The organism is Rhizobium sp. YTUHZ044, from assembly GCF_051123975.1.
Lineage (GTDB): Bacteria > Pseudomonadota > Alphaproteobacteria > Rhizobiales > Rhizobiaceae > Rhizobium.
In genome coordinates this window covers 1,332,253-1,347,929 of the sequence record NZ_CP101426.1, presented here as the reverse complement: position 1 = coordinate 1,347,929, position 15,677 = coordinate 1,332,253, and the positions used below count along the sequence as shown (strand labels likewise).

Below are 15,677 nucleotides of genomic sequence, written 5' to 3'. Positions count from 1 at the left end.
GCCAGGGACAGATATCATGCAAGATAAGACGCATCTCGTCGACGACATCACCGGCCATCGCCGCATGCGGCGCAACCGCAAGGCGGACTGGACGCGCCGGCTGGTGCAGGAGAACCGGCTGACGGTCGACGACCTGATCTGGCCGATCTTCATCGTGCCGGGTTCCGGCATCATCGATCCGATCCCGGCCATGCCCGGCGTCAACCGCATGAGCATCGACAAGGCCGTCGAGGCCGCCCGCGAAGCGGCCGATCTCGGCATTCCGGCGCTGGCGACCTTTCCCAATATCGAGATGGAGCTACGTGACGAGACAGGCTCGAACAGCCTCGAGGCCAACAATCTGATCAATAAGGCCACGGCGGCGATCAAGAAGGCGGTGCCGGAGATCGGTGTCATCACCGACGTCGCGCTCGACCCCTTCACCAGCCATGGCCATGACGGCATTCTGAGAGACGGCGAGATCGTCAACGACGAGACGGTCGATCAGGTGGCGCGCGCTGCCGTGATGCAGGCCGATGCTGGCGCCGACATCATCGCGCCGTCGGAGATGATGGACGGGCGCATCGGCGCCATCCGCATGGCGCTCGATGCCGCCGGCCACCAGAGCGTCGGCATCATGAGCTATGCAACGAAATTCGCCTCTGCCTTCTACGGCCCCTATCGCGAGGCGATCTCGACAGGCGGCCTGCTGATAGGCGACAAGAAGACCTATTATATCGACCCGGCCAACGGCACCGAGGCGATCCGCGACGCCGCCCTCGACGTCGAGGAAGGCGCCGACATGCTGATGGTCAAGCCCGGCCTGCCTTATCTCGACATCTGCTGGCGGATGAAGGAGGCCTTCGGCCTGCCGACCTTCGCCTACCAGGTTTCCGGTGAGTATACGCAGATCAGGGCGGCAGCGATGAACGGCTGGATCGACGGCGAGCGGGCGATGCTCGAAACGCTGCTGTCGTTCAAGCGGGCGGGATGCGACGGCATCCTCACCTATTTCGCGGTCGAGGTGGCGAAAATTCTCGCAAAGAGGTGATTTCGGGGCGAATGATTGTATTTCGCCCCGCCGACACCATATCAGCGGCGTCGCTTTTGCGAGAGGAGATCGAGATGAGCTACAACCCCAATCCGCTTTATGCCGCACCGGAGGACTGGCGCGCCTATAGCGGCGTGTTGAGCCGCCGTGTGTTTGCCTTCATGCTCGATTACCTCATCGTGGCGCTGCTGTGCATTCCCGCGGCGATCGTTCTGTTCTTCCTTTCGATCGTCACGCTCGGCCTCGGCTTCTTCCTCTACCCTGCCCTCTTCGTCATCGTCGCCGGCCTTTACTTCGGCCTGACCGTCGGCGGACCGAGCCAGGCTTCGCTCGGCATGCGGGCAATGGGGATTGCGATCGTGCGCGTCGATGGACGGCCGATGGATTTCCTGACGGCGATCGTGCATCTGGCGCTGTTCTGGATCCTGAACTCGGTGCTGACGCCGCTCATCCTGCTTGCCGGCCTGTTTATCGAGCGCAGCCGTCTCATCCACGACCTACTGGTCGGCACGGTGACAGTGCGCACTGCCTGAGATCCTGCTGCCTGGGACCTGGTGGCGGAGACGAAAAAACTCTCCGCCTTCCCTGTACCGGGGATCACGATGCTCCATATCCAAGATTAGAAGACTGAAATGAAGGGCGGAGACCGCCGCGCTGTTGACGTTTTCTATTCTTAGGTCATGCTGTCAGAAAACGGCACTGTCTCGACAAGGAAACTTCCGCGACAAATGAATACGCAGACGACGCCATCCCCGCAGTTTTATCTGACGGCTCCGGCTGCGTGTCCGTATCTGCCGCATGAGATGGAGCGCAAGGTCTTCACCCATCTGGTCGGCCCGCGGGCCGCCGAGATGAACGACATCCTCACCCAGGGCGGGTTCCGCCGCTCGCAGAACATCGCTTACCGCCCGGCCTGCGAATCCTGTCGCGCCTGCGTTTCCGTGCGGATTCTCGCCCAGGAATTCGAACCGACGAAATCGATGAAACGGGTGCTTGCCGCCAATTCCGACGTCATCGCCACCGAATTCGCAGCCCAGCCTTCCAGCGAGCAATATTCACTCTTCCGGCGCTATCTCGATTTCCGCCACCAGCAGGGCGGCATGTCCGACATGACCGTGCTCGATTATGCGATCATGGTGGAAGACACGCATGTGAACACGCGAATCATCGAATACCGCCGGCGCGAGGAAGGCTCCGGGCTGGAGGAGCGGCCGAAGGGCGAACTGCTTGCCGCCGCACTCACCGACACGATGAGCGACGGGCTGTCGATGGTCTATTCCTATTTCAATCCGGCGCTCGAGCGGCGTTCGCTCGGCACATTCATGATTCTCGACCATGTCAGGCGCACGAAAGCGCTTGGCCTGCCGCATGTCTACCTCGGCTACTGGGTTCAGGGTTCACGAAAAATGGACTATAAGACCCGTTTCCAGCCGCAGGAGCATCTCACTCCGCGCGGCTGGGAGCGTTTCGACCCCTCCTCCATGCCCGAAAGCACCCACGATTAGAGCCTTTCCCGGTCAGCTTGGAGCATTCTGTTGGCTCAAACGGAGTCGGATGGTCGACCGGCCGGCGCGCGTCGTAGCCCAGATCTACGGCCAAGCCGGCCGGTCGAGCAGGCGGCCCGTTTCAGCCGACCCTCCCCCAGATTTGCCAGGCAAATCTGCAAGACTAAAAAATCGCCGGACGCACTTGTCGCTTCGCCATGGCGAAGCGGTGCGGCCGGTGGGCCGGGCATCTCTAGCCAGGGCAGAGGCGATCGGCTCGGACGTACTTGGGGTATGCCCGTCGCCAATCGCTTCTGCCCTGACGAAAACCTGCTCCGGCAGAATGCTTCAAGCTGACCAGCAAAGGCTCTAAATGCTCCCCACCGCTCTTTCCGATCATCGGAAGGGCCTGCTGCTGACGGCGATCGGCGGGCTGGCGCTTTCCATGGATATCCCGCTCGTCCGCCTTGGCGACGGTGACATCTGGTCGATTCTCGGAATGCGGAGCGCAGCAACGGTCGTCGCCACGCTCGTCATATTAGGAGCAATGCGCCTGGTTTCGGGCAAGTGGCCGGTTCTCGTTCCGGGGCGACCCGGTTTGCTTGCCGGTCTGCTCTACGGTCTCTCTTCCCTCACCTTCGTGCTGGCCGTCTTCAATACGGCCACAGCCAATGTCGTCTTCATCGTCGCCTTCAACCCGATGTTCGGAGCTCTTCTTTCCTGGATTTTCCTCAAGGAGAAGCCTCCGGCCGCAACGCTGGTCGCGATGCTGTTCATGATATCAGGCGTCGGATTGATCGTGAGCGAAGGACTTTCCAGCGGCCATGTTTTTGGCGACGCCATGGCGCTTCTCAGCGCGCTCATTCTTGCCGCAGCCATTACGGTCGGGCGTGCCTCTCGCCGGCAAATGGGCTTCGTGCCGCTGCTTGCCGCCATCCTGCCGGCTGTACTCGGCCTCACGCAGGCTCTGCCCTCAGGGCTTGCCATCGTCCATCCCGGCTGGATCCTCTTCAACGGCGCCATCGTGATGCCGGTCGCCTTCTGGTGCCTGGCGACAGGACCACGTTATCTGTCCGCGCCTGAAGTCGGCATGTTCTATCTCTTGGAAACGGTGCTGGCGCCGATCTGGGTCTGGCTGATCTTTGCCGAAACGCCCGCGACCATGACACTCGTCGGCGGCGGCATCCTGACGGCGACAATCGCCGTGCATTCCCTCTGGATGGCGCGACGCAAGAGCGTCAGGCAAGTCTCATGATGTGACGTTGTCGCTTGCCTGGCCCCATGTCATACAACGATGAAGGAGCGACGCGCTTCCCTTGGGGCTTCAGCGTGCCGCTCAACCGGTAGCCTTCAACTGCTGCTGTTCCAGTTCCCGGCCGAGGGCTTCGACGACATGCGCCCAGCCTTGCCGCGTTTTCTCCTCGTGTGCGGCCCATTCGGCGCACATTTCGTGGGTCAATGTAAGCCGGCTGCCGCCGCCGAGAGGCTCGATGTCGATTTCGACGCGATCGCAATTGTGGTCGTGCTCCTCGACGGAAAAGCTGAAGACCATGCGTTGCGGGCGCTTCAATTCCAGAAAGACGCCCTGATGAAAGGCGTCGCCGGTCGGGCGGCGGTCAACGACGAAGAAACGGCCGCCGACACGCGGGTCGATGTCGGCACGGATGACATGACCATCATCGGTCGCAAACAGGAAGCGGCGGGCAATTTCGGGGTTGAGCCAGGCGTCGTAGACCACAGCGGGCGGGGCCTTGTAGGTCTGGCTGACATGCAATTTGATGGTGCTGGCGGGCATCGATTTTCCTCCGGTAGGGGCACGGGCGCCTTCTCGAGGCGCAACGGACCACAGCCGTTCCGTCCGCCCACGCAACCGGCCTTCTCCTATTTTGATAACAGCAATGAGATAGAGAAGTTCCCACGCCCGCCAAGAGCCGAGCGCGGAATTTAATTCGACAGAAAACCAAGGCGTTACGACGGTCCTTTGCGCGCCTGGACAGGTGCGCGGCGCCGTAAAGCCTCAGCCGGCGAATTTGCCGCTGCGCGGGAAGCCCTTCGGCACGGTGCGGCCGGCGCTAGCGCGATCGCCCAGCCATTCGGCCAGTTCGTCCTTGTTCTTCGTGAAGGTGCGGCCGGCGCTGTCTTCCCAGACGAGGCCGTCTGATATTGCGAAGCAGCGGACGTCGGAAATGCCGCCATCCTTGTAGCGCTGCAGGCGCACGCCCTTGCCGCGCGACATTTCCGGCACCTGCGCGAGCGGGAAGACCAGCAGCTTGCGGTTCTCGCCGACGACGGCAACATGATCGCCGCTAACCGGCACCAGCAGCTGCGTTTCCTCCGGCAGCGCGACATTCATGATCTGCTTGCCTTTGCGCGTATTGGCGACCAGCTCCGCCTCTGGAACGACGAAACCGTTGCCCGCCGTCGACACGATCAGTTGCTTGCGCGCGGAATCGTGGACGAAGGCGGTCAGCACCGCCTGGTCGTTATCCATGTCGACCGTGATACGCAACGGCTCGCCGTGGCCGCGTCCGCCCGGCAGCTTGTCACCACCGAGCGTGAAGGCCTTGCCGCCTGTCGTGACGATCAGGATCTTGTCCGTCGTCTGCGCCGGGAAGGCCACCTTCAAGCCGTCCCCTTCCTTGAAGGTCAGCGTCGCGGTGTCGGCGATGTGGCCCTTCAGGGCGCGGATCCAGCCCTTTTCGGATATGACGACCGTGATCGGCTCCTTCTCGATCATCGCCTGCTGGATCGCCTCTTCATCGGCCTCAGGCGCGTCGGCGAACTGGGTGCGGCGGCGGCCGACCTCGGTCGCCTTGGCGAATTTCTTCTTCACCTCGCCGATTTCCCAGGCAACCGTCTGCCACTGCTTGTCGTCCGAGGCAAGCAGCGCCTCGATCTCGCTCTTTTCCTTGGTGAGTTCGTCAAACTCCTTGCGGATCTCGAATTCTTCCAGTTTGCGCAGGGCGCGCAGCCGCATGTTGAGGATCGCTTCGACCTGATTGTCGGTCAGATCCCATCGCGCCATCATGACCGGCTTCGGCTCGTCTTCCTCGCGAATGATCCGGATCACCTCATCGATGTTGAGGTAGGCGATCAACAGACCGCCGAGGATCTCGAGACGCTTGTCGATTGCGGCCAGGCGGAAGCGCGACCGGCGCTGCAGGACTTCGCGACGGTGGTCCAGCCACTCCTTCAGCACCTCGTTCAGCGCCATGACTTTGGGGATGCGCCCCATGGACAGAACGTTCATGTTGAGCGGAAAGCGGCTTTCGAGCTCCGTCAGCTTGAACATCGATTCCATCAGGATGGTCGGATCGACGCTGCGGGACTTCGGCGCGAGGACGATGCGAATGTCCTCGGCCGATTCATCGCGGATGTCTTCCAGCAGCGGCAGCTTGCGGGCGATCAGCAGCTCGGCGATCTTCTCGATCAGCCGCGATTTCTGCACCTGAAAGGGAATTTCGGTGATGACGATCTGATAGCCGCCGCGACCGAGATCCTCCGTCTGCCATTTCGCCCGCACGCGAAAACCGCCGCGGCCGGTGCGGTAGCTCTCGATGATGCTGTCGCGGCTGTCGATGATAATGCCGCCTGTGGGGAAATCCGGGCCGGGAATGAATTCGACGAGCTTTTCGATGGTCGCATCGGGATGCTTGATCAGATGCAGGGCGGCGTCGCAAAGCTCATGCGCATTGTGAGACGGGATCGAGGTCGCCATGCCGACGGCGATGCCGGAGGAGCCGTTGGCGAGCAGGTTCGGGAAGGCGCCGGGAAGCACGACCGGCTCGGAATTCGATTCGTCGTAGGTGTCGCGGAAATCGACCGCATCCTGATCGATGCCTTCGAGCAGCAGTTCGGAGACCGCCGTCATCTTCGATTCGGTGTAACGCATGGCGGCGGGGCTGTCGCCGTCTATATTGCCGAAATTGCCCTGGCCGTTGACCAGCGTATAACGCTGCGAGAAATCCTGGGCGAGACGGGCAAGCGCGTCGTAGATCGACTGGTCGCCATGCGGATGGTAGTTACCCATCACTTCGCCGACGATCTTGGCGCATTTTCTGAAGGCCGAAGTGGGCCTCAGCCCCATCTCGTTCATCGCGTAGACGATGCGGCGATGGACAGGCTTCAGCCCGTCGCGCACGTCAGGCAGCGCGCGGTGCATGATGGTCGACAGCGCATAGGCAAGGTAACGCTGCTCGAGCGCCGCCTTGAGGTCGACCGGCTGGATGTTGTCGTCGTCTCCGCCGGAAGGCGGCAAAATCTCTTGTCCCATGGGCCTTGACTAGCCCAGAAGTGGCCGGCGGGCAAGGAATCCGGCCTATTGCAGCTGTGGATGAAGTCTTGGGGGCGACATCAAAGGATGAGACAAACGTTCCGCCGCAATTTGGACTTCGTTTGCCGTTCCCTTCAACAGAAATTTAGAAGTCCGCAAATATAAAGCGGCCCCAATCCGTAGTAGCGTAACTGCAGATTTCCAAACCGCCACACGCCACCAGAGGAATCACCCTTATGAACATTTATCGGACAACGCGGCTGATGCTGTCGGGCGCAGCCTTTTTCTCGCTCGCCGGCTCGGCCTTGGCCCTCGACGGCAATGATCTGCTGAAGAAGCTCAATGCCGCCTATGCCGCACAGGGCGGAACGATTTCGGCTGACGGCGTCGATATCAATGGCACCACCGTGACCTTGAAGAAAGTCAGCATCAAACCGGCCGGCAACGAGAGCTTCGCCATCGGCGAAGTCACCCTGTCCGGCGTGGAGGAAGATGAGGAAGGTGGCTATTACATCGAAGAGGCCGCCTTCCCCGATATCAACACGACGAAAGACGGCGTCACCATGACCGCACAAGAGCTGACGCTCGGCGGCATTTCCATTCCGGCGACAGCCGGCGGCGACAGCCTCGACACAATGATGCTCTACGAAACCGCCCATACCGGCCCGCTGAAGGTGGTCAAGGACGGCGCGGAAGTGTTCTCGCTACTGCAAAGCGACATGAACCTGACGCTGCGCGAGGACGAATCCGGCTTCGATTTCGACGGCGCCTTCAAAAGCATGAAGGCCGATCTCACCAAGGCCGAAGATCCGCAGGGCAAGGATGCGATCGAGAAGCTCGCCCTGCAGCACGTCCAGGGCGACATCACCATGAAAGGCGCCTGGGAGCTCGGGCCCGGCACGTTCGACGTTTCGGAAATCGCCTTCGACTTCACGAACATCGGCAAGCTCAACCTCGGCTTCAAGATCTCCGGCTATACGATGGCCTTCATGAAATCACTGCAGGATGCGGTGAAGGAATCGGAATCCAATCCGAACACGGAACAGTCGCAGCAGGCGCTCGGCCTTGCCATGCTCGGCCTGATGCAGCAGCTGTCCTTCGAGGGCGCTCACGTGCGCTTCGAAGATGCCTCGATCACCAAGCGGGCGCTCGATTACGCCGGTTCGCAGCAGAACATGTCAGGCAAGCAGATGGCGGATTCGCTGAAGGCGATGACGCCGATCATGCTGGCGCAGCTCAATATCCCGGAACTGCAGAACGCCGTTTCGGCCGCCGTCAACACCTTCCTCGACGACCCCAAGAGCTTGACGGTGAAGGCCGCTCCTGAAAAGCCGGTGCCGTTCCCGACGATCGTCGGCGCCGCGATGGGCGCTCCGAACACGCTGCCGCAGGTGCTCGGCGTCAAGGTTTCGGCCAACGACTGATCGCTCAAATTGCAAGAAAGGGCCCGACAGTTCCGCTGCCGGGTCCTTTCTTGTTTCAAATCAAACGATCCGCGCAGACAAAAAGCCCGGCGTTTGCGGCCGCCGGGCTTTTCTGTTCGACGCTGAGCCGAACTCAGTCCTTCTTGACCGGCGGGATCGGCCGGATCGAAAGCTCGCGCAGCTGCGTCGGGGTTGCCGGGGTCGGCGCGCCCATCAGCAGGTCCTGGGCCTGCTGGTTCATCGGGAACAGCGAGATCTCACGCAGGTTCTTGGCGCCGACGAGCAGCATGACGATTCGGTCGATGCCGAAGGCGGCGCCGCCATGCGGAGGCGCGCCGTACTGGAAGGCGCGGTAGAGGCCGCCGAAGCGGTCCTCGACGTCCTGCTGGCTGAGACCGACCTTCTCGAAGGCGGCGACCATGGTTTCCGGCGACTGGTTGCGGATCGAACCCGAGGCGATCTCGAAGCCGTTGCAGACGGCATCGTACTGGAAGGCCTTGATCGTCAGGGGATCCTGGTTCCTGAGCGCATCGAGGCCACCCTGCGGCATCGAGAACGGGTTGTGGGCGAAATCGACCTTCTTTTCCTCGTCGTTCCATTCGAAGAATGGGAAGTCGACGATCCAGCAGAGCTCGAAGCGGTCGCGGTCGACGAGGTTGAGTTCTTCGCCGGCCTTGGTGCGGGCCTCACCCGCAAACTTGTAGAATTTTTCCGGCTCTCCGGCGACGAAGAAGCACGCGTCGCCGTCACCAAGACCAAGTTGGGTCCGGATCGCATCGGTGCGCTCCTCGCCGATGTTCTTGGCAAGTGGTCCGGCGCCTTCGAGCTTCTCGCCTTCCTTGCGCCAGAAGATGTAGCCGAGGCCCGGCTGGCCCTGGCTCTGCGCCCAGGCGTTCATGCGGTCGCAGAAAGCACGCGAGCCGCCTGTCTTGGCCGGGATCGCCCAGACCTGGACCTTCGGGTTGGAGGCGATCATGCCGGCGAAGACTTTAAAGCCCGAGCCGGCGAAATGTTCGGTCACCGCTTCCATGACGATCGGGTTGCGCAGATCGGGCTTGTCGGAGCCGTATTTGCGGATCGCCTCGTCATAGGGGATGCGCGGCCATTCCTTGGTGACCGGCTTGCCTTCGGCAAACTCTTCGAACACCTTGGTCATCAGCGGACCCATGGTGTCCCAGACGTCTTCCTGGGTGACGAAGCTCATTTCGAGGTCGAGCTGGTAGAATTCGCCAGGCAAGCGGTCGGCGCGCGGGTCTTCGTCACGGAAGCACGGCGCGATCTGGAAGTAACGGTCGAAACCTGCGACCATGAGCAGTTGCTTGTACTGCTGCGGCGCCTGCGGCAGAGCGTAGAAGGTGCCGGGATGAATACGGCTCGGCACGAGGAAGTCGCGCGCGCCTTCGGGCGAGGAGGCTGTGAGGATCGGCGTGGTATATTCGGTAAAGCCCGCGCCGCCCATTTCACGGCGCATGGCCGAAATCACCTGGGTGCGCTTGACGATGTTTTTGTGCAGGGTTTCGCGGCGAAGATCGAGGAAGCGATACTTGAGGCGAACGTCTTCCGGATAATCAGGCTCACCGAAGACCGGCAGCGGCAATTCCTTGGCGGCGGAGAGCACTTCGATCTCCTGCGCGTAGAGCTCGATCTCGCCGGTCGCCATGTTCTTGTTGACGGTCTCTTCGGTACGGGCTTTGACGAGGCCGTCGATGCGGATGACCCATTCGCCACGCACGGTTTCCGCCGTCTTGAAGGCAGGGCTATCCGGGTCGGCGACGACCTGGGTGATGCCGTAATGGTCGCGAAGGTCGATGAAGAGAACGCCACCATGGTCGCGAACGCGATGGACCCAGCCGGCGATGCGGACGGTCGAGCCGACATCCGTCTTGCGGAGGGCGGCGCATGTGTGGCTGCGGTAGCGATGCATGATCTCAAATCCTGGCATGTGGCTGAAGACGGCAGCAGGGGTTCGAAGACCCTCCCGCGCCGACAAGAAAATCGGGCGGAAAAGCGCATGGACGCTCCGATTTGTCAAGGCTTGGCGCCCCCGCCCCTGGGTTTGGCATGCGTTTATGGCAAGGCTGCGACCCGCAGGCTGCGGCAGTTTGGCCGCGTTTCCCATATTGATGAAGATGCGGCTCAACTTTAAAAGGATCAGCATTCCCATCCTGGAGCCTCCGCATGCCTCTGCTGACCCGCCGCAACATTCTGAAGGCATCCGCCGTCGCGGGCGCATATGGCGCAGGCATGGCCGTTGCGGGCAAATTCGGACTGGCCGAGGCGGCGTCGGAACCGCAGCTGCTGACGGCTGTGAAAACCGAGGCCATCCTGACCGAGGCGGGTCCGACTCGGGATGTCATGAGCTGGGGCCATGACGGCATGCCGCCGGTTCTGAGAATGACCAAGGGGCGGCCCTACGCGGCAAGGCTGAAGAACGGACTCGATGAGCCGACGACGATCCATTGGCACGGGCTTCGTATCGACAACCGCATGGATGGCGTGCCCTTCGTGACGCAGCCCTATATCTATACCGGCGACAGCTTCGACTATGCCTTCACGCCGCCCGATGCCGGCACCTTCTGGTACCATCCGCATTGCAACACGCTGACGCAGATGGGACATGGCATGACCGGCATGCTCGTCGTCGAGGATCCGGCTGATCCGGAATTCGATGCCGAGGTGTTGCTCAATCTGCGCGACTGGCGTCTCGGAGGCGACGGGCAGTTCATCGCGCCCTTTCGGCCGCGCGACGCTGCCAAGAGCGGCACCTACGGCACGGTGCGCACGGCCAACTGGCGCCAGGAGCCGCAATATGACGCCCCGGCCGGCGGGTTGGTGCGGCTGCGCATTGCCATCACCGACGTGACGCGCATCTTCTTGCTGAAGATGGCGGGCGCAGATGCGACCGTCATCGCAATCGACGGCAATCCGGTGCCGAAACGCTTCCCCCTCGACCTCCTGCAGATCGGGCCGGGCCAGCGGCTCGATCTTGTGGTGCGCATGCCGGACGATGAAGGCGCCGTCGCGACACTGGAAGACATTCGCGGCACGGCGCCGAAGACGATCGCCAGCCTGCGTGCGGTCGGGGCATCGCTGAAGCGCGACATCGGCGATCTCGGGCCTCTTGGCCAGAATCCTGTTCCGAAGGCCGATCTTTCCGTTGCCGAACAGATCCCGCTGGTGTTGAGCGCCACTGCGGAAAATGCCGCCGTGGAAAGCATCTGCGGCACGCTCGGCTACAGCTTCTGGGCGATCAACAAGGTGCCGTGGCCCGGAGACACGCCCGATCCGACGGCGCCGCTGGCGGAACTGAAGCTCGGCAGAAGCTATGTCTTCAACCTCGAGAACACCACGCCGCACGCGCATCCGATCCATCTGCACGGGATGAGTTTCACGGTGATCTCCTCCTCGGCGCGGGAGGCGATGCCGCTGGTGTCCGACACCTACCTCGTCCAGCCGGACGAGAAAGTGCAATTGGCTTTTGTCGCCGACAATCCCGGCGACTGGGTGCTGCATTGCCACATCATCGAACATCAGAAGACGGGAATGACCAGCTATATCAGAGTGAGCTGAAGCATTCCCTGTGCCTCAGTTTGGACGTGATTCTTCTTCAGCAATGCTTGAAGCGTATGCTGTTGTATTGACATATCGAAGCGAAAGGAGAAGGAAGGTTCAACCAACCTTTTCCTTGCGAATGAAATGATATGATCGAAACCACCGCCGATTTGGCGGCCGCCTGCAAAGAGCTGGCCAAGTCCGACTTCATCACCATCGACACCGAATTCCTGCGTGAGACGACGTTCTGGCCGGAGCTCTGCCTGATCCAGATGGCAAGCCCGACATTGGAAGTACTCGTCGACCCGCTGGCGAAGGGCATCGATCTCGCTCCCTTCTTCGAGCTGATGGCGGACACCAAGGTGTTGAAAGTCTTTCACGCGGCGCGTCAGGACATCGAAATCATCTTCAATCGCGGCAATCTCATTCCGCATCCGATCTTCGACACGCAGGTCGCCGCCATGGTCTGCGGTTTCGGCGACAGCGTCTCCTATGACCAGCTGGTCAGCCGCATCAAGAACGTCCATATCGACAAGTCGTCGCGCTTCACCGACTGGAGCCGCCGGCCGCTCTCCGAAAAGCAGCTGGAATATGCGCTGGCCGACGTCACCCATCTGCGCGACGTCTACCTGTCGCTGAAGGCGGAACTCGATCGCGAAGGCCGCACGTCGTGGCTGCGCGAGGAAATGGACATTCTCGAGGCGCGCGAGACCTACGACATGCATCCCGACGACGCCTGGCAGCGTCTGAAGATGCGCCTGCGCAAGCCGCAGGAGCTGGCAATCCTGAAATACGTCGCCGCCTGGCGTGAGCGCGAGGCGCGGGCCCGCAACGTGCCGCGTTCGCGCGTTTTGAAGGACGATGCGATCTATGAGATCGCCCAGCAGCAACCCAGGGATTCCGAAGCGCTCGGCCGCCTGCGCACCATTCCGAAGGGCTGGGAGCGTTCGGCCGCCGGGACGGCAGTCGTCGAAGCGGTCAATGCGGCGCTCGCCCTTCCGAAAGCCGAGATGCCGCATGTGCCACGTCAGGCACAGGCCCCGGAGGGCGCAGCTGCCGCCGTCGAACTCTTAAAGGTGCTGCTAAAGCTGATCTCGGAAAAACATGGGGTGGCGCCGAAGGTGATCGCCAACAGCGAGGATCTCGACAAGATTGCCGCCGATGGCGAGAAGGCCGATGTCGCTGCCCTGCACGGCTGGCGGCGCGATCTTTTCGGCGAGCCGGCGCTGCAGCTGATCCAGGGCCAGATCGGATTGCGATTCGCCGGCCGGAAGGTTGAAACCGTCGCACTCTGACACCAAATCGAATTCGCTCAACGCCTTTTTCCCAACCGAAAACAATGGCGGAGACACTGCGAAGCGAAGGGCGCGGCATGCGGGAAATTTCTCCGACGCAGAACTGGATCCTGATCGTCATCGTTCTCGCGGCGAGCGGCGTCGTCTATGATTCGATGTTCTATTCGGAGCAGACGCCGGTCGTCGGGGCGATCTTCGCGCTGTTCATCGGCATGCCGATCATTGCCTTCGAGCGCAAGGTGCTGTTCCGCGGACTCTACAGACGCATCCAGAAGCTACCGACCTTCGCCTTCATCATAACCGAACTGGCGATCTACGAAATCCTGATGAGCATTGGCTTTGCCTGCGCCGGGCTGCTGCTTCGCTCGGTCGGCGTGCTGAAGCCGACGTCGCTCCTCGATCTCGTCATCATGCCGTTCGACGTCTTCCTTTATGCACTAGTCGTCTGCTTGGCGCTGATCTTCATCCTGCGCGTGCGCGAACTGCTCGGCCGCGAAGTATTCACCAGCATGCTCATCAGCCGCTATCGCAATCCGGTCAAGGAAGAGCGGGTCTTCCTGTTCATCGATCTCGTCGATTCGACGGCTTTTGCCGAAAAACACGGCGACCTCAGGGCGCAGCAGCTGCTGAGCTCGCTGTTTGCGACTTTCGCCGAGCCGGTCAGACGCCACAAGGGCATGATCAACGACTATGTCGGCGATGCGGCGATCATTACCTGGCCGCTGGCCCGCGGCGTCAAGGATGCGCGCTGCGTTCGCTGCATCTTCGATATCCTCGCCGATATCGAAGCCAATGCCGCCGGCTGGCGGAAAAATTACGGCCAGGTGCCGAAGCTTCACGTTGCACTTCATGGCGGCGAGATCATCACGGCGGAAGTCGGCGTCGACCACCACAAGATCAGCTATTTTGGCGATACGGTGAATACGACCGCCCGGCTGGAGACGCTCTGCCGCAGCCTGAACCGGCAGGTGCTGATCTCCGCGGAGCTGGCCCGGCGCATGACCTTTCCCGATGACATTTCCTGCGAGGATCTCGGGATCCATGCCGTCAAGGGACGCGGCCAGACACTCGGCGTCATGGCGCTGTCCTCGCGTGCGGTGACCGTTCTGAACACGCCCGCAGTCGTTCTGCACGGCTGAGCAAGTCCATTTATCACCCGTCACCAAAGCTTCACCCAACCGTCAATTCGCTGACACGGAAGCCCTGTTAAGCGGAAGCCATTCGCATCCGTCCATGGGGATATTATGAAGAACGTCCTTTTTGCTTCCGTATCGCTTTTCATCCTGATTGCCGGCCCCGTTTCGGCCGACCAGCAGCAGTTCCCGGCCAAGCTCACCGGCCAGGCGATCCTGCCAGCCAATACCATGGTTCCGGCTCCGGCCGACGCCCCCGAATTTCTCAAGCATTCCGGCAAGTTCACGACGCCGGACCGCAAGCGCAGCGAAGCTCTCGGCGCCGTTCCAGGCAAGGACGGCGCGCGCGTGACCGACCTCAAGCTTCCGTTCGACGGCCAGCCGATCCAAGGTTTCTCAGGCATCAAGACGATGGCTGACGGGACCTTCTGGACGCTCTCCGACAACGGCTTCGGTTCGAAAGCCAACTCTTCCGACTCCATGCTGTTCCTGCATCAGATGAAGTTCGACTGGACTGCCAACAAGGCTGAGGTCGTCAAGAACCTCTTCCTCTCCGATCCAAACAAGATCGCCCCGTTCCCGCTCGTGCTCGAAGGCACGGAAAAGCGTTACCTTACCGGCGCCGACTTCGACATCGAATCGATCCAGCCGGATGCCGACGGCTTCTGGCTGGGCGACGAGTTCGGTCCCTATCTCCTCAAGGTCGATACCGAAGGTCGCCTGACGGACGTGATCCCGACGATGCTCGACGGCAAGCCGGTGCTTTCGCCCGACAACCCGCTGATCCAGCTGCCTGGCAATCCGGCCGCCAAGATGCCGGTCTTCAACCTGAAGCGCTCCGGCGGCTTCGAAGGCCTTGCCATGTCGAAGGACGGATCCAAGCTCTACGGCCTGCTCGAAGGCGCCATCTACGAGGATGACGGCACGATGGAAACGGCTGACGGCCATACGGCCATCCGCGTCATAGAATTCGACGCTGGCTCCAAGAAGTGGACAGGCCGCAGCTGGCTTTATCCATTCGAAGACAAGGGTGTATCGATCGGGGATTTCAACATGCTCGACGACTCCACCGCTCTCGTCATCGAGCGCGACAGCGGCGCCGGCACCAGCGACAAGGCCTGCTCCGACCCGAAGCAGCCGAAGCCGGATTGCTTCGAAGCTCCGGCGGTGCTGAAGCGCGTCTACAAGATCGAATTCAACGACGCCAACCTCGGCAAGGCCGTCCGCAAGATCGGTTACATCGATCTCCTTGATATTCAGGACCCCGACAACAAGAAGCAGGCCGGCAGCAAGGATGACGTCTATGACATGCCGTTCGTCACCATCGAAAACGTCGACCGCGTCGACGCCACCCACATCATCATCGGCAACGACAACAACCTGCCCTTCTCGGCCGGCCGCGCTGTCGACAAGGCCGACAATAACGAGTTCAGCCTGCTCGAGGTTGGCGAGTTTTTGAACGCGAAGTGAGCAGAAAATCCTGAGG

General features: G+C 61.5%; 12 protein-coding genes. 9 read left to right on the top strand and 3 right to left on the bottom strand.

The genetic code is table 11. The features are described from left to right. Positions 1-16: 16 nt before the first annotated feature. From hemB to NL154_RS06625, 4 genes are all read left to right on the top strand, one after another. Entirely contained in the window at positions 17-1,030 is a 1,014-nt protein-coding gene (gene hemB, locus NL154_RS06640) for a porphobilinogen synthase (protein WP_434733816.1), read from the top strand. 74 nt (positions 1,031-1,104) lie between these two features. Next, entirely contained in the window at positions 1,105-1,563 is a 459-nt protein-coding gene (locus tag NL154_RS06635) for an RDD family protein (protein WP_221147287.1), read from the top strand. Positions 1,564-1,758: 195 nt separating this feature from the next. Continuing rightward, complete coding sequence (locus NL154_RS06630) at positions 1,759-2,535, top strand: arginyltransferase (protein ID WP_011424835.1); 777 nt, start codon at positions 1,759-1,761, stop codon at positions 2,533-2,535. A gap of 352 nt (positions 2,536-2,887) precedes the next feature. Next, positions 2,888-3,769, top strand: coding sequence for a DMT family transporter (locus NL154_RS06625; protein ID WP_210628374.1), 882 nt, complete (start codon positions 2,888-2,890; stop codon positions 3,767-3,769). An 81-nt stretch (positions 3,770-3,850) separates the two neighbouring features. Here the strand turns inward: NL154_RS06625 and NL154_RS06620 are convergent, their stop codons facing one another. Together NL154_RS06620 and parC are read right to left on the bottom strand one after the other, a co-directional pair. Beyond that, positions 3,851-4,309 carry an SRPBCC family protein gene (locus tag NL154_RS06620; protein ID WP_184453111.1) on the bottom strand — a complete coding sequence of 153 codons (459 nt, stop codon included), beginning with the start codon at positions 4,307-4,309 and terminating at the stop codon, positions 3,851-3,853. Between the two features lie 222 nt (positions 4,310-4,531). Next, positions 4,532-6,787, bottom strand: a complete 2,256-nt coding sequence (gene parC / locus NL154_RS06615) for a DNA topoisomerase IV subunit A (RefSeq protein WP_434733815.1) — start codon at positions 6,785-6,787, stop codon at positions 4,532-4,534. A gap of 236 nt (positions 6,788-7,023) precedes the next feature. Between parC and NL154_RS06610 the strand changes: the two genes are divergently transcribed. Continuing rightward, the gene (locus tag NL154_RS06610; RefSeq protein ID WP_210628376.1) at positions 7,024-8,211 is read left to right on the top strand and encodes a hypothetical protein; all 1,188 of its coding nucleotides are present in this window, start codon (positions 7,024-7,026) and stop codon (positions 8,209-8,211) included. Between the two features lie 133 nt (positions 8,212-8,344). Here NL154_RS06610 and aspS read toward each other — a convergent pair whose 3' ends face one another. Continuing rightward, the gene (gene aspS, locus NL154_RS06605; RefSeq protein WP_210628377.1) at positions 8,345-10,135 is read right to left on the bottom strand and encodes an aspartate--tRNA ligase; all 1,791 of its coding nucleotides are present in this window, start codon (positions 10,133-10,135) and stop codon (positions 8,345-8,347) included. A gap of 254 nt (positions 10,136-10,389) precedes the next feature. Here aspS and NL154_RS06600 point away from each other — a divergent pair, with 254 nt between their 5' ends. The 4 genes from NL154_RS06600 (at position 10,390) to NL154_RS06585 (ending at position 15,661) form a co-directional block, all read left to right on the top strand. Next, on the top strand, positions 10,390-11,781 hold the full coding sequence (locus NL154_RS06600) for a multicopper oxidase family protein (RefSeq protein ID WP_434733814.1): 1,392 nt from the start codon (positions 10,390-10,392) through the stop codon (positions 11,779-11,781). A 131-nt stretch (positions 11,782-11,912) separates the two neighbouring features. Continuing rightward, complete coding sequence (gene rnd / locus NL154_RS06595) at positions 11,913-13,058, top strand: ribonuclease D (protein ID WP_210628379.1); 1,146 nt, start codon at positions 11,913-11,915, stop codon at positions 13,056-13,058. A 77-nt stretch (positions 13,059-13,135) separates the two neighbouring features. Further along, on the top strand, positions 13,136-14,197 hold the full coding sequence (locus NL154_RS06590) for an adenylate/guanylate cyclase domain-containing protein (protein ID WP_434733813.1): 1,062 nt from the start codon (positions 13,136-13,138) through the stop codon (positions 14,195-14,197). Between the two features lie 105 nt (positions 14,198-14,302). Then, positions 14,303-15,661 carry an esterase-like activity of phytase family protein gene (locus NL154_RS06585; RefSeq protein ID WP_434733812.1) on the top strand — a complete coding sequence of 453 codons (1,359 nt, stop codon included), beginning with the start codon at positions 14,303-14,305 and terminating at the stop codon, positions 15,659-15,661. The last annotated feature ends 16 nt before the right edge of the window (positions 15,662-15,677 follow it).